Here is an 18,045-nt window from a genome sequence, read left to right as displayed (position 1 = left end):
TGTTTAACCGGTTACCTATCCGTCCGAGGCTGTCCTCAGAACGGAATATCATCATCAAAGCTGTCGTAATCCGGCGCCGGCTGGGCTGCAGGCTGAGGGGCCGGCTGCTGGCTTTGCTGCGGACGCTGGGGGGCGGACTGGCGCGGCGCCATGCCTTCACTGCTACCCTGATTGCGGCTGTCGAGCAGTTGCATCTGACCGCCCATATCGACTACCACCTCGGTGGTGTAGCGCTTGACGCCATCCTTTTCCCATTCGCGGGTCTGCAGGCGGCCTTCGACATACAGCTTGGAGCCCTTGCGCGCATACTCTCCAACCACTTCGGCAACCTTGCCGAAGAACACCACGCGGTGCCACTCGGTACGTTCCTGCAGCTGCCCGGTCTGCTTGTCCTTCCAGCTGTCACTGGTCGCCAGCGTGACGTTTGCCACTGCGTTGCCATTGGGCAGATAACGGACTTCCGGGTCACCGCCAACGTTACCGATCAGAATTACCTTGTTGACGCCTCTGGCCATTGTCTTTTCTCCTGAATGATCTGTTATCGAGCCGGCTGCAGTGCCTGCTCCAGTGTTTCGCGGTCGACAAGCTTGCTGTCCGCCTTGACGTAGGCGGCGGCCTCTTCGGCCACCAATACCGCCTCTGCCACGCCCGGCACCGCGAGAATACGCCGGAGCAACGCCTCGTCAGCCATCAGCGCGTCGGGCACGGCCAGACGGAAACTGGTGACATAGGGAGGCTCACGCATGGTAGCACCAATCATCCACCAGGTCAGGGCAAGGACACCGCAGCAGGCGAACACCCCACCCAGCCCCCAGAATGAATAAACCGCCCCGCCGAGCACCCCGCCGAGCGCCGCGCCGAGGAACTGGCTGGTGGAATACACGCCCATCGCGGTGCCCTTGGCGCCGGCCGGGGCCAGCTTGCTAAGCATCGACGGCAGGGTCGCTTCAAGCACATTGAAACCAAGGAAGTACAACACCATCAGCAGCACCATCGCCAGCAGCGAGTGCATGCCCAGCCACAGCAGCGGCTGCACCAGTGCCAGTAACAGGATGGCGCCGAGCACCACGCGCTTCATGCGCCGCTGCCGTTCGGCATAAATGATAAAGGGCACCATGCCGACAAAGGACACCAGCAGCGCCACCAGGTACACCCACCAGTGATCCTCGCGCGGCAGCCCGGCCTGCTCCTGCAGGGCCAGCGGAATGGCAACGAAACTGGCCATGAGGATTGCATGTAACACGGCGATACCGTAATTCAGCCGCAGCAGTTCAGCATTGCGCAAGGTCGGCCAGAAAGCACCACTGGCTACCCCTGCCTCGCGATGGCGGGCTACATCCTGCGGGGTCGGCACGGCCTTCCATATCAGCAAGATACCTATCAGAGCCAGCCCGGTGGTGACCAGAAAAACGGCCTGCAGACCGCCGGCCCGGGCTATCAGCGGCCCGGCCACCATCGCCAGCGCAAATGACAGGCCGATACTCATGCCGATCATTGCCATCGCCTTGGTGCGATGCTGCTCACGGGTCAGGTCGGCAACCAGCGCCATCACCGCGGCGGCAATTGCACCGGCACCCTGCAGCACGCGGCCGGCAATCACCCCCCAGATGCTGTCAGCCTGGGCCGCCAGCAGACCGCCGAGGGCGAACAGCAGCAGGCCGCCAATGATCACGGGCTTACGGCCGATGCGGTCGGACAGCATGCCGAAGGGAATCTGCAGGCAGGCCTGGGTCAGGCCGTAGGCACCAATCGCCACGCCGATCAGCAACGGGGTGGCGCCCGCCAGCCCCTGCCCCCAGGTGGCCAGCACCGGCAGCACCATAAACAGGCCGAGCATGCGAAAGGCAAATACCGCGGCCAGCGAACCCGCCGCCCGGCGCTCGCCAGAAGTCATTGAATCAGCCTGCTGCATGGAGTCTCCGCAATCAGCCCTGCAAAAAGCGCGCAGTTTAGCATGCCCGCCAGCGGCCGCACTGCGGCAGTGCGCCCCATACCCGGCGGCGTATGGCAAATCAGCGGCCGGAGCTTTTGCCGGGCTATCCGGCGCGGCGTTATACTGTGCCGCTTTGCCGGTCACGAGTGCTGACGCAGTGGATACCATCCTGATCCGTGGGGCACGCACCCACAACCTGAAAAACATTGACCTCGACCTGCCGCGCGACAAGCTGATCGTGATCACCGGGCTGTCCGGCTCGGGCAAATCCTCACTGGCCTTCGACACCCTCTACGCCGAGGGCCAGCGCCGCTATGTCGAGTCGCTGTCGGCCTACGCCCGGCAATTCCTGTCGATGATGGAAAAACCCGATGTCGATCACATCGAGGGCCTGTCGCCGGCAATTTCCATCGAACAGAAGTCCACCTCGCACAACCCGCGCTCGACGGTTGGCACCATCACCGAGATCTACGACTACCTGCGCCTGCTGTTTGCCCGGGTCGGCATTCCGCGCTGCCCGGACCACGACCTGCCCTTGCAGGCCCAGACGGTCAGCCAGATGGTCGATCAGGTGCTGGCCATGCCCGAGGGCAGCAAGCTGATGCTGCTGGCGCCGGTAATCCGCGAGCGCAAGGGCGAGCACCTGGCGATTCTCGAGGAACTGCGCGCCCAGGGCTTCGTGCGTGCGCGCATCGACGGCCGGGTGCATGACCTGGACGAGGCGCCGGCACTTGACAAGCAGCGCAAGCACAGCATCGAGGTGGTGGTTGACCGCTTCAAGGTGCGCGAGGACCTGCAGTTGCGGCTGGCCGAATCCTTCGAGACCGCCCTGCACCTGGCCGACGGCATCGCCATTGTGGCGCCGATGGAGGGTGAGGACGGTGAGGAAATCACCTTCAGCGCGCGCTTTGCCTGCCCCGAATGCGGCCATTCGATCAGCGAACTGGAACCACGACTGTTCTCCTTCAACAACCCGGCCGGCGCCTGCCCGTCCTGCGACGGTCTGGGGGTCAAGCAGTTCTTTGATGCGCGCCGGCTGGTAAATGCCGAACTGACCCTCGGCGAGGGCGCGATCCGCGGCTGGGACCGGCGCAACGTCTACTACTTCCAGATGCTCGGCTCGCTGGCCGCGCACTACGGCATCGATCTGGACCGGCCGTTCGGCGAACTCGCCGAGCGCCACCAGCAACTGATCCTGAATGGCAGCGGCACGGACAAGGTAGCCTTCCGTTACCTGAATGACCGCGGCGATATCGTCCAGCGCGAGCACCCGTTCGAGGGCATTCTGCCCAACCTGGAACGGCGTTACCGCGAGACCGAATCGCAAAGTGTGCGCGAGGAGCTGGCCAAATACCTGAGCACCCAGCCCTGCCCGAGTTGCCACGGCACCCGCCTGCGCCGCGAGGCGCGCCATGTGTTTATCGACGGACGCAACCTGCCGGGGGTGACCACCCTGCCGGTCGGGGCCGCCACCGAGTATTTCAGCCAGCTGCACCTGACTGGCAGCCGCGGCGAGATCGCCGAGAAGATCCTCAAGGAAATCCGCGAACGTCTGCAGTTTCTGGTGAATGTCGGCCTCGACTACCTGACCCTGGACCGCAGTGCCGAGACCCTGTCCGGCGGCGAGGCCCAGCGTATCCGCCTGGCCAGCCAGATCGGCGCCGGCCTGGTCGGGGTGATGTATATCCTTGATGAGCCGTCGATCGGCCTGCACCAGCGCGATAACGAACGCCTGCTGGCGACCCTGACCCACCTGCGCAACCTCGGCAATACGGTGATTGTGGTGGAGCACGACGAGGACGCCATTCGTCTGGCCGACTATGTGGTGGATATCGGCCCCGGTGCCGGCGTGCATGGCGGGCGCATCGTCGCCCACGGCACCCCGGCCGAGGTGATGGCGCACCCCGACTCGCTGACCGGCCAGTACCTGTCCGGCCGCCGCAAGATCGCCGTACCGGCCGAGCGCCATGCGCCGCAGAAGGGCAAGTGGCTGAAGCTCAAGGGCGCCTGTGGCAACAACCTGCAGAAGGTCAATCTGGAGATTCCGGTCGGCCTGATGACCTGCGTCACCGGGGTCTCCGGCTCCGGCAAGTCGACGCTGATTAACAACACCCTGTTCCCGATCACCGCCACCGCGCTGAACGGCGCCACCACGCTGGAGGCGGCGCCGCATGCCAGCTTCGACGGCCTGCAGCACCTGGACAAGGTGGTGGATATCGACCAGAGCCCGATCGGCCGCACACCGCGCTCCAACCCGGCCACCTATACCGGGCTGTTCACGCCGATCCGCGACCTGTTCGCCGGCACCCAGGAAGCCCGTTCGCGCGGTTACAAGGCCGGGCGTTTCTCGTTCAACGTCAAGGGCGGGCGCTGCGAGGCCTGCCAGGGCGACGGCCTGATCAAGGTCGAGATGCACTTCCTGCCGGATATCTACGTGCCCTGCGATGTGTGCAAGAGCAAGCGCTACAACCGCGAAACCCTGGAAATCCGCTACAAGGGCAAGAACATCCACGAAGTACTGGAGATGACCATCGAGGAGGCCCGCGAGTTCTTCGATGCAGTGCCGGCGATTGCCCGCAAGCTGCAGACGCTGATCGACGTTGGTCTGTCCTATATCCGCCTCGGCCAGTCCGCCACCACCCTGTCCGGCGGCGAGGCGCAGCGGGTCAAGCTGGCCCGCGAGCTGTCCAAGCGCGACACCGGCAAGACCCTGTATATCCTCGACGAGCCGACCACCGGCCTGCATTTTGCCGATATCCAGCAACTGCTCGACGTGCTGCACCGGCTACGCGACCACGGCAACACGCTGGTGGTGATCGAGCACAATCTGGACGTGATCAAGACCGCCGACTGGCTGGTTGACCTGGGCCCGGAAGGCGGCTCGCGCGGTGGCCAGATCATCGCCACCGGCACCCCGGAGCAGGTCGCCGCGATGCCGCAATCGCATACCGGGCGCTTCCTCGCGCCACTGCTGGAGCGCGACCGGTGAAGCGCCGCCAAGCACAAGCCGCCTCACGTCGCCGGCTGATTGTGATCAGTCTGGCGGCACTGGCGCTGCTGGTCGCCAGCATGCTGCTCAGCCTGCAACGCGACGGGCTGGACCGCACGGCACTCAACCGTGCTGGCATAGTACTGCTGGAGCCGCCCCGCGAGGTGCCTGAGCTGGGCCTGCAGGATCAGCATGGGCAGCCCTGGGGAGTGGAACAGCGACTGGGCCGCTGGCACCTGCTGTTCTTCGGCTATACCTACTGCCCGGATATCTGCCCGAGCACCCTGGCCGACCTGCGCCTGCTGCGTGCCGAACTGCCGGCGGAGCTGGCCGGACAGATACAGATCGGGCTGGTCAGCGTCGATCCGTGGCGCGATAGCCCCGAGCAATTGCGCAACTACCTGCAGTTCTTTGATGCCAGCTTTCTCGGCCTGAGTGGTACACCGGAACAGTTACGCCTGTTAACCCGAGCGCTGTCGGTTGCCTGGATCGAACCGGACCGCAGCCAGCCGGACTACCTGGTGGACCACAGCGGGCAGGTGGTAATGATTGATCCGCGTGGGCGCTATGCCGGTTTTATCCGCCCACCTTTCGATGCCGAACAACTGGCCCCGCGACTGCTGGAGGTGCTGCGCAGTCGCGACTGAGTCAGGCGCGACGCGGCAGCGCGGTGGCCAGCACGAACAGGCTGGCGGCGCAGACCACCACCGAGGGCCCCGCCGGGGTATCCAGATACCAGGAGGCGGCGAGCCCGCCGAACACGGCCAGGCAGCCGAGCAGGCTGGCACCCAGCGCCATCTGCTCGGGACTGCGCGCATGGCGCTGGGCGGCTGCCGCGGGAATGATCAGCAAGGAGGTGATCAGCAATACCCCGACGATTTTCATCGCCACCGCAATCACGATGGCAATCAGCAGCATCAGTGCCAGCCGCACCGCCGTCACTGGCAGCCCCTCGACCCGCGCCAGCTCCTCATGCACGGTAATCGACAGCAGCGGTCGCCACAGCCAGAGCAGCAGCAACAGGGTCAGCAGCAGCCCGCCGAGCATCCAGTACAGCTCATCGGCACTGATCGCCAGCAGGTCGCCGAACAGGTAGGCCATCAGATCGACCCGCACATTGTCGGTCAGCGCCAGCACCACCAGGCCCAGCGACAGCGTGCTGTGCGCGAGTATGCCGAGCAGGGTGTCACTGGCCAGCCACGGCCGCTGCTGCATGGCCACCAGCAGTATCGCCAGCAGCACGCAGCCGGCGGTCACCGCCAGCGCCGGATTGATGTCCAGCAACATGCCCAGCGCCACCCCGAGCAGCGCCGAGTGCGCCAGGGTATCGCCAAAATAGGCCATGCGCCGCCAGACCACGAAGGAACCCAGCGGGCCGGCGATCAGCGCCAGCCCGAGGCCGGCCAGCAGCGCGTGCAAAAGAAAGTCAGGCATGCTTGCAATGGGGTCCGTGCTGATGAGTTTCATCACCCGGCACCACAGCACCATGCAGGTCATGGGCGTGGTCGTGGTGGTGGTTGTAGATGGCAAAATTGTCAGCCTGGGCACCGAACAGGGCGACAAACGCCGGATCGCTGCTGACCTGTTCCGGGTGCCCGGAGCAGCACACATGGCGGTTCAGGCAGACCACCGTGTTGGTCTTGGCCATTACCAGATGCAGGTCATGGGAAACCATCAGCACGCCGCAGTTGTAGCGCTCACGCAGTTCGCTGATCAACTGATACAGCTCGATCTGGCCATTCACGTCGACCCCCTGCACCGGCTCGTCGAGTACCAGCAGGTGCGGCTTGCGCAGCAGCGCGCGGGCCAGCAGGATACGCTGCAACTCACCGCCGGAGACCTGCTGCAGCGGGTGGTCAAACAGATGCTCGGCGCGCAGCTCGCAAAGCGCGGCATGCGCGGCGCTACGACTGACACCGGGGGCCAGCATCAGAAAACGCTGCACACTGAGCGGCAGGGTGGCATCCACCTGCAATTTCTGCGGCATATAGCCAATACGCAGGCGTGGCTGGCGCCAGACCTCGCCGCTGTCGGCGCGCATCAGCCCGAGCACGACCCGCACCAGACTGGTCTTGCCAGCACCATTCGGGCCGATCAGCGTGACAATCTCGCCGGCGCTGACACTCAGGTCGACCCGCTCGAGAATCGGATTGCCATGCCGCGACAAGCTGATGTCGCGCAGGCGCAGCAGCGGCTCGCTCATGCCGCCTCCCGGCAGCGCGCGCAAAGCCCGGCAACTTCGACAGTCTCCGCCTCGACAGTAAAACCGTGTTCGGCGGCGCTGTCGGCAATCGCCCGGTGGATGCGTTGCTGGTCCAGTTCGGTGGCCTCATGGCAGTTGCGGCAGATCAGGAACTGGCCCTGATGACGGTGCTCGGGACTGGAGCAACCGACAAAGGCGTTCAGCGAGGCAATCCGGTGCACCAGCCCCTGCTCCAGCAGAAAATCCAGTGCCCGGTATACGGTGGGCGGCGCGGCGCGGCGGCCATCCTCACGCGACAGGGTATCGAGGATGTCGTAGGCGCCCAGTGGCCGGTGACTCTGCCAGACCAGCTCAAGCACCCGCCGACGCAGCTCGGTAAAGCGCACGCCCTTGCTGCCGCACAGCTGTTCGGCGGCCTGCAGGGCCGTGCTGATGCAGCGCTGGTGGTCATGGGGCTGATGGCTCATGGCATTCTCCGGCAACAATGGCGGGTGGGCGCAGGGCTAACGCTGTAATTCGAGGCCTGTTATCATATAACGGTTTTCCATGCCCGAGGTATGTCCATGCGCGCCCGCTTGCTCCCTGCCCTGCTTGGCAGCCTGCTGCTGTTGCTCAGCCAGCCGGTGCTGGCCAGCCAGGTGCTGACCAGTATCAAGCCGCTGCAGCTGATTGCCGCCGCGATACTTGATGATATTGAAGAGCCCGCTGTGCTGTTACCGCCCGGCAGCTCGCCGCACCATCATGCCTTGCGCCCGTCCGAACGCCGCACGCTGCAACAGGCGACCCGGGTGTACTGGGTAGGTGGATCGCTGGAGCTGTTTCTGGAGTCCCTGCTGAGCCGGCATGCCGGTGCCCAGGCGCTCATCGACCTGCCCGGCGTCCAGTTGCGTACCGCCCTGCAGTCGCTTAACTTCCAGCAGGAAGAAGCCCATGGGCATGCCCACCACAAGCATGATCACGGCCTGAATGACCCACATCTGTGGCTGTCACCGGACAACGCCCGTGTCATTGCCCGCTGGATGGCCGAAGACCTGCAAGGCATCTACCCGGATCAGCAACAGCAATTACAGGCCAATCTGCAGGCTTTTCTGCTGCGCCTGGACGCCGAGGAGGTACGCCTGCACCAGCGCCTGCAGGGGCTGGGCGACAAGCCCTGGTTCGTTTTCCATGATGGCTATGGCTATTTTGAGGATCACTTCAACGTGCATCCGAACGGTATTTTCAGCCTGTCCGACGAGGTGCAGCCGGGCGCACGCCACGTCAACCTGTTGCGCCAGCGCCTGCAGCAGGCAGGCAGCAGTTGTGTATTCAGCGAGCCGCAGTTCAACCCGCGACTGATCGACAGTTTGAGCAAAGGGCTGGATGTACGGCGTGGCGAGCTGGACCCGCTGGGGGTGGATATCGCGGTGGATGCCGAGGGCTACCTGCGCCTGCTCGGGCGTATCGGTGACAGCCTGGCTGACTGCCTGCAGACCCTGCCCTGAATACAAAAGGCTGCCCACAGGCAGCCTTTTGCAAGCGCCTGCCGCTTACAGCTGGCTGTAATAGGCTGCAATGTCAGCAATATCCTGATCGCTCAGGTTGGCAGCCATCGGCGCCATAATGGGTGCTGTTCCACCCGTCCGGTTACCATCCCGATAGGCCTTCAGTGCCGATTCCAGATAGGTCGCATTCTGGCCGTTCAAATTCGGATACATCGGCATGATGCCTTTGCCGTCGGTGCCATGACAGGCCACGCAGAGACCGATCTTGCCCTTGCCGGCCTCAGCATCACCAGCCGCCTGGGCTGCACCGCTGACGGCCAGAGCTGCTGTGGCAACGCAAAGCAGAAGTTTACGCATTGTTATTTCCTCGTTGGTTGCGGGCTGTTCGGCCCGATTTGCTCAGGTGAGAAAAACCGCCATGGCGCCGCCCAACAGCAACAACCAGCCGCTGACCAGAAAACGAAAAACCCTTGGTGCATGGCGCAGCTCCATAAACTGGTCTATCAGCCACTGTCCCTTTATCACAGTCAGCACCACTACAATCAGGGTCAGCAAGGTGCCAGTCGCCATATGATGGCCCAGCCACCAACCCAGTATGGTCAATCCCATCAGGGACAGCCAGCCGATCGTCAGTTTCATTTCCATCATACACCTCAGGGCAATACGTAAAGCAACGGGAACAACACCAACCACACCAGATCAACCATGTGCCAGTAACTGCCCGCCGACTCGGCGGCATTTCGCGCCACACCGGCATCAGCGTAAAAACCCTTACGACTGCGTTGTGCAACGACCAGCAGTATCACCATACCCAACAGCACATGGGCAAAGTGAAAGAACGTGGTGAAGAAATAGAAGAAATAGAAGGTGCTGCTGCGCAGGTTATAACCGGCACTAATGAGAATCTGGTATTCGGCGATCTTGATTACCGCATACACCAGCCCGGTCAAAGCGCCAGCCACAAACCAGGGTGCTACCCGATTTCGCCCCCCTTTGGCTGTATGCACACCGCGGGCAACGAAATAGCTACCGGTCAGCAGCACCAGGGTGTTTGCCAGTCCCGCCTCGGGGTGCAAGGTCGCAATGCCCTCATGGAAAATCTCGGCATAATACCCTCGAGCAAAAGCCATACCGCCCAGCAGCAGCAGGAAAACCCCCAGCTCGGCCATGATAAAAAACCACATGGCCAGATCGCCCGGCAGATGCTTTTGCTTCATGGCAGCCGGCATGGTCATGGATTGCGGGGCATTCATCAGGGCGTTCTCCCGGTCAACAACAGGTACAACTTCGGCAACAGTGACGGCAGCTCGGCGGCGCGCTGGATCAACTGGTAGCGCTGCTTGCCGAACAGGTACGGCAAATAGTCCGAAGCCTGCTGGTCAATGGTCACGCAGAACGGCTCAAGGCCGGCCTGGCGCGCTTCCAACAGGGCGTGACGGGTATCTTCCATGCCGTAGCGCCCTTCGTAGATATCCAGATCGTTCGGCTTGCCATCGGTCAGCAACAGCAACACCCGCTGCTCGGCCGGCTGCTCCTTGAGGATCTCGGTGGCCTGGCGGATCGCCGCGCCCATGCGCGTGTAGTAACCCGGGCGCAACGCCGAGATTCGTCCGCGAATCACATCACCCCAGGCCTCGGCAAAGTTCTTGATCAGGCTGAAGCGCACATGATCACGCCGGCGCGAGGAAAAGCCGTACAAGGCAAAGCTGTCGTCGCCGGCATCCAGTGCTTCGCCGAGCAGATACAGGCTGTCACGGATCACTTCGATCACCTGATGCTCATTATCCGCCCAGGCATCGGTGGAGAGTGACAAATCGGCCAGCACCAGACAGGCCAGATCGCGGTGCTGCGGTGACTCCTGACGCCACAGCGCCGGCTGCGCATTGGCTTGGCCACGCATCCGGTCAGTGGTGAAGCTGATACAGGCTTCCAGGTCCAGCTGGCTGCCGACCGGCTGACGCTTGTTCCACATCTTCTGCGGCCGCAGCCCCTCGAAACGCCGGCGCAGGTTGTGCGCCACCGGTTTCAGACGCTCCGGCAACCCGGCCGGCTCCGCGCCACGTGGCAACATCGGCAGCACCCGGCAATGATTGGCCAGCAGCTTCTGCTTGCGCCAGTCCCACTCTGGCAACAGCAATCCATCGCCAAGCGGGATGTCATCCTCGGACGCCGAGGGCAGGTCAAGATCGATACGCAAGCGTGAGTTACCGGAATCGCCCTTGCGCGACAGACTGAGGAACTCCAGATCGTCAGCGGCACGTTCGGCGTCCTCGTCCTCGGTATCGTCGGCACAGCGATCCAGCGGTATATATTCGGACCAGGAGAACAGGCTTTCCAGGCGGAACACTATCATGCCGGTCTTGCTGTCCATATCTTCGACATACTGGGCCTTCTTGCGACCCTTGCCCTGTTTGACCTTGCCCTTCAGCGGCGCCGCAGCCCCCTCATCCTCGTTGTCCTGTTGACGACTGACCGGCGCCTGGTCCAGGGGCTCATCCAGCGGATACAGCCAGAGCGGCACCGGTAGCGGATCACCGCCGGCCACCGGCAGCTGCTGCTGACTGCCCGGCTCGCGCAGTGCCGCCTGAATACAGGCCTCGCGGCGCTGCTCGGCGGCGCTACCCAAGGGTCCTGCGTTGCGCAACTCAATCAGCGCGTCAACCAGCTGTACATAAACAGACTGCAGACCTGGGTAGGCTAACAGGGTCTCCAGCACCGCCTGCTGGTTACCGCCAAGCCAGTCGGCACCGCTACGCACCTGCCCAACACTGGCCATGGCCACCAGCCACAGGTACAGGTCGCGGTTCAGTTGCGCCCTAGGGAACACCTGCAAGCGATCCGGCAGACGCACGCAGTCCTCCTCGCGCCAGGCCAGGGCATGCTTGCGTCCGGTACCGGCGATTTTTTGCAGCAATGGCCGCGGCGGGCTCAGGGTGCGCTCGGTGCTGGGCTTGATCGACAGTGCCGGAGAGCCGCCGAGGGCACGGAAAACCACCGCCAACCGCGGGCCCTCATCTTCCAGCGTTACCCGCGCATCCGGAAATCCGGTACGCGCCAGCCGGGTAATCAGGTTGTGCCAACGGGCACCGACAATGTCTTCCATGCTTCACTCCTCTCGCTTGACCGGAATCAGGTGCATACGCGGCTGGCGATCCATTTCCACCGCAGCGTCACCGCTGCGCCACTCCAGCAGTGAACCTTCCGGATTGTTAGCCTGCACCTGGCTGCAGGTCTGGATGCAGACGCCGCACTGGGTACAGGTAATCTTGTGGCGTTTCATGCCACGTGGCTTCAGGCGCATCGGGCAGGCCCGGTCACAGGCGCTGCAGTCACGGCAGTCACGCGCCCGCTCACGGCTGAAGCCAACAATCATCGAGCGCCGGTTGAGCATCCAGATCAGACTTTGGAAGATGCCCACGGCACAACCGAACTTGCAGAAAAAGTGCCGCGCCAGGGTGAACTCGACAGTAAACGCCAAAGTCGCAGCAATCAGAAATATCCAGTTCCAGCGCGGCAGTTCAAGACTGAAAAAGCCCTGCCACAGCGGGATCGGCGTCACCAGATAACTGAGCAGGGTGATCGCCCAGAGAAACGACACGCTGACTACCGCAACGGCGACTACCGCCTTGGCCATCGGCCGGCGCATACCGTCCACCGGCTCCCACAATGAGCGTCGGCCCAGCCAGCGATCCATGGTCTGGTCAATCCATTCGACCATGGAGAAATGCGGGCACAACCAGCCGCAGTAAATACGGCCCCAGCGCCAGACCACCCAGAACAGCAGGGCAAGGGTCAACACCACAGGGATCAGCAGACGCAACGACAAATGCCAGGTGATATCAGCACTGGCCAAAGTGCTGCCACGCAGACCAAGAGTCCAATCCATACCGAGGATGATGAAATGACCCTGGTTCAGGTCGAGACGAAAAAGGTCCAGCACCGGCGCCAGCAGAAACAGGAGGAAGAAACTGCTGCGGCTAAGCCGCCTGAGACGCGGGTACATGGAGTCCTCCAAAAAACAGCCGGAGTCCGACTCCGGAGGGGAAAGAGACTGGCCGGCTTGTGGCCGGCCAGTCGGTGCAGATCAGCGAGTTTCTGCCTGCAGTAGCGGAGCCTGATCCTTGGTACGGATGGCAACCACGAAGCTGTACAGATACATGAACACACCAACACCGAAGGCGATACCACTGATCAGACGCATCCAGTAGATGGTCATCAGGGCATCCTGGGTGGCCATGTAGGACAGTGCCTGACCGCTTTCCGGCAAACGCTGCAGCCAGATCTGTACCACACCGGCGGCAGTCAGCAGGAAGGTGATCAGCAGCATGGCGATGCTCATTACCCAGCACGACAGTACTTCCATCGACTGCGCACGCGGGCTGTTGGCTTCACGGCCCTGCATGATCGGCCAGGCGTAGGAGATGATGCACAGCACAATCATCACATAGGCACCGTAGAACGCCAGGTGACCGTGGGCGGCAGTGAGCTGCGTGCCGTGGGTGTAGTAGTTCACCGGCGCCAGCGTGTGCAGGAAGCCCCATACACCCGCACCGAGGAAGGCCATCACAGTACAGCCCAGTGCCCAGGTCACGGCAGCCTTGTTCGGATGCTCGCGACGGCGGCGGTTCACCATGCTGAAGGCAAACACCATCATCATGAAGAACGGCAGCGGTTCAATTGCAGAGAACACCGAACCGATCCACAGCCAGTACTCGGGCGCACCGATGAAGAAGTAGTGGTGGCCGGTACCCAGGATACCGCCGATCAGCGCCATGGCGATGATCAGATACAGCCACTTCTCGATCACTTCACGGTCAACACCAGTGGTCTTGATCAGTACGAAGGCCAGGATGGCACCGAGGATCAGTTCCCATACGCCTTCCACCCACAGATGCACAACCCACCACCAGAAGTACTTGTCCATAACCAGCGACTTCGGGTTGTAGAAAGCGAACAGGAAGAACACCGCCAGACCCACCAGACCGGTGAACAGAACGATGTTGACCACTGTCTTGCGGCCTTTCAGCATGGTCATGCCGATGTTGTAGAGGAAGACCAGGCAGACCACCACAATACCCAGTTTGGTAATGGTTGGCTGCTCGAGGAACTCCCGTCCCATGGTCGGCCAGAGTGCGTTACCGGTCAGCTCCGCGAGGCGGGCATAGGGCAGCAGCAGATAGCCGAGGATGGTCAGCACGCCGGCGGCGGCGAACACCCAGAACTGGATCCACGCCAGCTTCGGGCTATGCAGCTCGGTCTGGCATTCTTCCGGGATCATGTAATAGGTCGCGCCCATAAAGCCGAACAGCAACCACACGATCAACAGGTTGGTGTGGACCATACGGGCCACGTTAAAGGGAATTTCCGGGAACAGGAAGTCGCCGATAATGTACTGGGCACCCAGTATCACACCGAACAACACCTGACCGACGAACAGTATCATGGCAAATATGAAGTACGGCTTTGCCACAGCCTGCGTTGAATATTTCATGGCATATGTTCCTTGCTTGATTTAGTGCCTCAACCTCTGCTCGACAATCAGCCTTCGATGTTCGGCGGCCAGTTGTTGGTGTCGATACGCGACGTCCAGATCAGGAACTCGGCCAGATCATGCAGCTGTTCATCGGTAAGATTGAACTGCGGCATTTGCCGGCGACCCGGTGCATTGGTCGGCATCGCCTGCATCCAGGCCTTGAAATAGGCGTGGAAGATCTGCTCGTTGCCCATCCCGCGACGCGGGAAAACGTTGCCCAGTTCGGGTGCGAAGTAGGCACCCTCGCCCAGCAGCGAGTGGCAACCGACGCAGTTGTTTTCTTCCCAGATATGCTTGCCGCTGGCTACTGATGCGGTAAGCATGTCGCGATTTTCACGCTCTGGAATCGCCCTGACGGTATCGAAGGTTAGTCCTATGAACAGCAGCATGAAGAACACGCCACCCCCATAGTAGATGTTACGGGCCATGCCCTTTGTAAAGCGCTCCGACATGATGATCTCCTCAGTGTCTAGATGAAGCTGGTCAATGCTGTTCAGGCTATGTGTTTTTCTGTGGGGTCAGCTTTTTTCCTTTTGTGAGTCCGGGTTCTGGAAATGCGCCCGAACCACGTCCAGGATGGCCGCCTGAACAGTCGGGTCGTCGGTCAACGGCTGTGCCAGGCAAGCCTGACAGGCCGACAGCGGGTCCAGTCCGGATCGCATCAGGCGACCGGCATGGATCAGCAGACGGGTGGAGGGCGCCTCTTCCAGATCATGCTGGCCGAGATGACGCAGGGCGTTGCCAAGACGAACCAGTGTTGCGGCAGTATCCGCATCCAGTCCGGCCTCGGTAGCCAGAATTTCGGTTTCAGCAGCAGCGTCCGGATAATCAAAGGACATGGCGACGAAGCGCTGACGGGTGCTCGGCTTGAGCCCCTTGAGCAAATTGCGGTAACCCGGGTTGTAGGACACCACCAGCATAAAGCCGGGCGCAGCCTCCAGACACTCACCGGTGGCATCCAGCGGCAGTATACGCCGGTCATCGGCCAGCGGATGGAGTACCACAGTGGTGTCCTTGCGTGCCTCGATAATCTCGTCCAGATAGCAGATCGCACCTTCACGCACCGCGCGGGTCAGTGGGCCGTCCTGCCAGAAAGTGCCGTTGCTGCCAATCAGATGACGGCCGACCAGATCGGCAGTAGTCAGATCGTCGTGGCAGGCCACGGTATACAGCTTGCGGCCCAGACGCTCGGCCATATGCTGCACAAAGCGGGTCTTGCCACAGCCGGTCGGCCCCTTGATCAGAACCGGCAACTGGTGCTGCGCGGCCTGCTCGAACAGCTCGATTTCATTGCCCGCAGGCCGGTACCAGGCTTCCTGGCCGAGGCCGCGATTCAGCGGCTTGATTGTCGATGTAGCTGTCATGGGGCTGTCCTGTTTCGGTTTGTTGCGGCACTTACGCTGTCTTAACGCAGCTAAAGCAATTGTCGTGCCACAGCCTAACTTATTGATTTAATAATACTTTTAATTGGCAAGGTAATTTTAACCTTAATCGAGCGCGGTTATTTGAACCCTTGCAGGGTGTTTTTTACACTCGCCCGACAAGAGAGACTCCCACCAGTTATTTGCTGAATGTTGCCGCAGCCAGGGGCCAGTTTACATGGGGGGCGACAATATGTCGTACCTGAAACCCGCATGAATACTGGGTAAAGTTGACGTACATCAAGATTTCTACAATTGCCTGCCGACTACCATGCACCGCATGCGAAATCAGGAGTCAAACAGATGAAACAGTTTTTCAGGGTAAAAAGCACCCTCGCACTGGCCTTGCTGGTGCAGCAGGCCGCCATTGCGGACACCTACAAACTGGAAGACTCCGTAGTGACCGCTACCGGTATGGCGGTCTCTACGATGCAAAGCCCGGCCAGCATCACGCGCATCAGCGCCGAACAAATCGAACGCAGCAGTGCCGCCGATGTAGCAGAGCTGTTTCGTGACATCCCCGGGGTCAGCCTCAGCGATTCCGCCACCCCCGGTATGAAACGTATCGCTATTCGCGGCGAAAGCTCGCGGCGGGTGGTGGTCAAGATCGATGGCCAGACCATGACCGATCACAGCAACTACGGCACACCCCTGCTGATCGACCCGGCACTGATCGACCATATCGAAGTGGTGCGCGGCCCGTCCTCGGTGATCAATGGCGCCAATGCCATTGGTGGGGTGGTCAATATCATCACCAAGCGCGGCGGCAGCGAGCCCCTGCAGGGCTATGCCAGCGGCGGCTACTACTCGGCCACCCAGGGCTACCGCGCCGGTGCTGGCCTGTACGGCGGGATGAACGGCTTCGATTACCGGCTGGCACTGTCACGCAGCGAGCACGGCGACCGCCGCACCCGCAGCGGCAGCCTGGACAACAGCGATTACGACACCGAATCGGTGGCCACACACCTGGGCTACAGCTGGGGCAAGCACTATCTGGCATTCAAGGCCGAACAGTTCAATCTGAGCGCCAATGCCTGGCTCAAGGAGCAGCCCGGAGTGACTGCCAGCATGGGCTTCCCGGTCCGCGACCAGACCCGCTACGCCGTGTTCTACGAGGCCAGCGACCTGAGCCCCTGGCTACGCAAGCTGACCCTGGACGCCTACCAGCGCACCGTGGATCGCGAGTTCGATACACGTACCAGCGTGATCATTCCGCCACCAGTACCGATTCAGCGCCGCGATATCGACATTCTCTCCGAGGACGAGCAATTGACCCGCGGTCTGGCCGCCCGTTCGGAACTGGAGCTGATTGGTGGCCAGCCCACCCTGTTTGGCCTGGAATACATGGACGACCGGCTGGATACCGAAAAGAACTCGATTCGCACCAATGTCATGCGTGCACCGGTACCACCGGTTACCACCACCGATCCGTCCTCGCAAAAGGCCAGCCAGCAGATGTGGTCGGCCTTCCTCCAGCAGCGCTGGAACTTCAGCGAGCAACTCACCGGCTATCTGGGCGCACGCTACTACTCGGTCGAGGGTGAGCTGGAACGCAGCACCGGCAGCACCTTTATGCGCCCGGCCAGCGAGACCGACGACAAGCTGCTGGGTTCGCTCGGCCTGGTCTGGGCGCCGAACAGCCACTGGAGCTACCGCGCCAGTTACGCCCAGGGCTATTCCTTCCCCAGCCTGTCGCAGCTGTATCTGATCACCCGGATTGAGGGCAGCGACCACTATGGCAACCCTGACCTCAAGCCGGAACAGGCCGACACCTTTGAACTGGGTGTGCGCCACGAAAGCAGCCAGTGGCTGCTGGATGCTGCACTGTTCCGCACCAGCGCCAAGGACTATATCTCGCGCCAGGGCATCAGCAGCCTGCCCGACTACTATGGCCAGACCACACCGACTGCGCTGCCGGCCGGCGCGGTCAGCTGGGTGAATATCAGCAAGGCCACCACCGAAGGTCTGGAACTGGTTGCCGAATGGCGCAGCCTGGGGGCCTTTACCCCGCACGCCTCAGTGCTGCTGGCGCAGCGTACCTTCGATCATGGCAACGGCTACCGTACCGGCCACAGCGGCCTGCCGAAGAAGTCCGGCACGCTCGGGGTTCGCCACTTTACGGTGCTCGGCAAGGGTCTCAACAGTGAAGTGGATGTGTTCATGCGCGCCGCCGACGGCGCCCGGCTGAACAACCAGAACGGCGAGATACTGCCGACCCGCCGCCATCTGGACCGCGCCTCCGGTTACGCCACGCTGAACCTGGCCTGGAATCTGGATATCGGCGAACGCGCCAGCACCCGTGTGCTGCTGGGCAACCTGCTGAACCGGGATTACCGGGCGATTGATGAAATCCCGGGCATGAAGCGGCACCTGGACGTGGAATTCACAGTGGAGTTCTGAGGCCAACTGCGACATCATGACGCTAGGAGCCGTAACGCCTTTGCGTTAAGGTTCGCGCCTGAGAGATACCTGATAACGAGGA

17 protein-coding genes are annotated in these 18,045 nt (G+C 62.0%); 4 read left to right on the top strand and 13 right to left on the bottom strand.

All coding sequences use genetic code 11. The annotated features are described in order from the left end of the window. Positions 1-35 precede the first annotated feature (35 nt). Both ssb and BMZ23_RS10110 read right to left on the bottom strand, forming a co-directional pair. Positions 36-515 (bottom strand): single-stranded DNA-binding protein, encoded by a 480-nt coding sequence (gene ssb, locus BMZ23_RS10115; protein ID WP_093476395.1) that lies wholly within the window; start codon positions 513-515, stop codon positions 36-38. 23 nt (positions 516-538) lie between these two features. Further along, entirely contained in the window at positions 539-1,912 is a 1,374-nt protein-coding gene (locus tag BMZ23_RS10110; protein ID WP_093476392.1) for an MFS transporter, read from the bottom strand. Between the two features lie 178 nt (positions 1,913-2,090). On the opposite strand from BMZ23_RS10110, the gene uvrA reads away from it, so the two are divergent. Together uvrA and BMZ23_RS10100 are read left to right on the top strand one after the other, a co-directional pair. Then, complete coding sequence (gene uvrA, locus BMZ23_RS10105; protein ID WP_093476389.1) at positions 2,091-4,922, top strand: excinuclease ABC subunit UvrA; 2,832 nt, start codon at positions 2,091-2,093, stop codon at positions 4,920-4,922. Then, on the top strand, positions 4,919-5,569 hold the full coding sequence (locus BMZ23_RS10100; RefSeq protein WP_093476387.1) for an SCO family protein: 651 nt from the start codon (positions 4,919-4,921) through the stop codon (positions 5,567-5,569). Before uvrA ends, BMZ23_RS10100 begins: the two co-directional genes overlap by 4 nt. Position 5,570: 1 nt before the next feature. Here the strand turns inward: BMZ23_RS10100 and znuB are convergent, their stop codons facing one another. Genes znuB through BMZ23_RS10085 form a run of 3 tightly spaced genes read right to left on the bottom strand, consistent with a single transcriptional unit; the run spans position 5,571 to position 7,592 of the window. Then, a complete protein-coding gene (gene znuB, locus BMZ23_RS10095; RefSeq protein ID WP_093476385.1) occupies positions 5,571-6,356 on the bottom strand; it encodes a zinc ABC transporter permease subunit ZnuB in 786 nt (261 codons plus the stop codon). Further along, positions 6,349-7,125, bottom strand: coding sequence for a zinc ABC transporter ATP-binding protein ZnuC (znuC, locus tag BMZ23_RS10090; protein ID WP_093476383.1), 777 nt, complete (start codon positions 7,123-7,125; stop codon positions 6,349-6,351). Before znuC ends, znuB begins: the two co-directional genes overlap by 8 nt. After that, complete coding sequence (locus BMZ23_RS10085; protein WP_218143589.1) at positions 7,122-7,592, bottom strand: Fur family transcriptional regulator; 471 nt, start codon at positions 7,590-7,592, stop codon at positions 7,122-7,124. Before BMZ23_RS10085 ends, znuC begins: the two co-directional genes overlap by 4 nt. Before the next feature lie 90 nt (positions 7,593-7,682). Between BMZ23_RS10085 and BMZ23_RS10080 the strand changes: the two genes are divergently transcribed. Continuing rightward, on the top strand, positions 7,683-8,609 hold the full coding sequence (locus tag BMZ23_RS10080) for a zinc ABC transporter substrate-binding protein (RefSeq protein WP_093476381.1): 927 nt from the start codon (positions 7,683-7,685) through the stop codon (positions 8,607-8,609). 45 nt (positions 8,610-8,654) lie between these two features. On the opposite strand, the gene BMZ23_RS10075 is transcribed toward BMZ23_RS10080, so the two are convergent. The 8 genes from BMZ23_RS10075 to BMZ23_RS10040 all read right to left on the bottom strand — a co-directional run bounded on the left by BMZ23_RS10075 (position 8,655) and on the right by BMZ23_RS10040 (position 15,506). Continuing rightward, positions 8,655-8,966 carry a c-type cytochrome gene (locus BMZ23_RS10075; protein WP_093476379.1) on the bottom strand — a complete coding sequence of 104 codons (312 nt, stop codon included), beginning with the start codon at positions 8,964-8,966 and terminating at the stop codon, positions 8,655-8,657. Positions 8,967-9,008: 42 nt separating this feature from the next. Beyond that, the gene (locus BMZ23_RS10070) at positions 9,009-9,248 is read right to left on the bottom strand and encodes a cytochrome C oxidase subunit IV family protein (protein ID WP_177197262.1); all 240 of its coding nucleotides are present in this window, start codon (positions 9,246-9,248) and stop codon (positions 9,009-9,011) included. 14 nt (positions 9,249-9,262) lie between these two features. Further along, positions 9,263-9,862 carry a cytochrome c oxidase subunit 3 gene (locus BMZ23_RS10065; RefSeq protein ID WP_218143588.1) on the bottom strand — a complete coding sequence of 200 codons (600 nt, stop codon included), beginning with the start codon at positions 9,860-9,862 and terminating at the stop codon, positions 9,263-9,265. Then, positions 9,862-11,712 carry a nitric oxide reductase activation protein NorD gene (locus BMZ23_RS10060; protein WP_093476375.1) on the bottom strand — a complete coding sequence of 617 codons (1,851 nt, stop codon included), beginning with the start codon at positions 11,710-11,712 and terminating at the stop codon, positions 9,862-9,864. Before BMZ23_RS10060 ends, BMZ23_RS10065 begins: the two co-directional genes overlap by 1 nt. 3 nt (positions 11,713-11,715) lie before the next feature. Next, entirely contained in the window at positions 11,716-12,612 is an 897-nt protein-coding gene (locus tag BMZ23_RS10055) for a 4Fe-4S binding protein (RefSeq protein WP_093476372.1), read from the bottom strand. 81 nt (positions 12,613-12,693) lie between these two features. Beyond that, positions 12,694-14,100: a cbb3-type cytochrome c oxidase subunit I gene (locus BMZ23_RS10050; RefSeq protein WP_093476369.1), complete on the bottom strand. Its 1,407-nt coding sequence runs from the start codon at positions 14,098-14,100 to the stop codon at positions 12,694-12,696. A 47-nt stretch (positions 14,101-14,147) separates the two neighbouring features. Beyond that, positions 14,148-14,594, bottom strand: coding sequence for a c-type cytochrome (locus BMZ23_RS10045; RefSeq protein ID WP_093476366.1), 447 nt, complete (start codon positions 14,592-14,594; stop codon positions 14,148-14,150). Between the two features lie 66 nt (positions 14,595-14,660). Further along, positions 14,661-15,506: a CbbQ/NirQ/NorQ/GpvN family protein gene (locus BMZ23_RS10040; RefSeq protein ID WP_093476363.1), complete on the bottom strand. Its 846-nt coding sequence runs from the start codon at positions 15,504-15,506 to the stop codon at positions 14,661-14,663. 360 nt (positions 15,507-15,866) lie between these two features. Between BMZ23_RS10040 and BMZ23_RS10035 the strand changes: the two genes are divergently transcribed. Then, positions 15,867-17,963 carry a TonB-dependent receptor gene (locus BMZ23_RS10035; protein ID WP_093476360.1) on the top strand — a complete coding sequence of 699 codons (2,097 nt, stop codon included), beginning with the start codon at positions 15,867-15,869 and terminating at the stop codon, positions 17,961-17,963. Positions 17,964-18,045 lie beyond the last annotated feature (82 nt).

The organism is Halopseudomonas yangmingensis (genome assembly GCF_900114825.1).
Lineage (GTDB): Bacteria > Pseudomonadota > Gammaproteobacteria > Pseudomonadales > Pseudomonadaceae > Halopseudomonas > Halopseudomonas yangmingensis.
The sequence above is the reverse complement of the archived record's forward strand: the minus strand, read 5'-3'. Positions and strand labels throughout refer to the sequence as shown.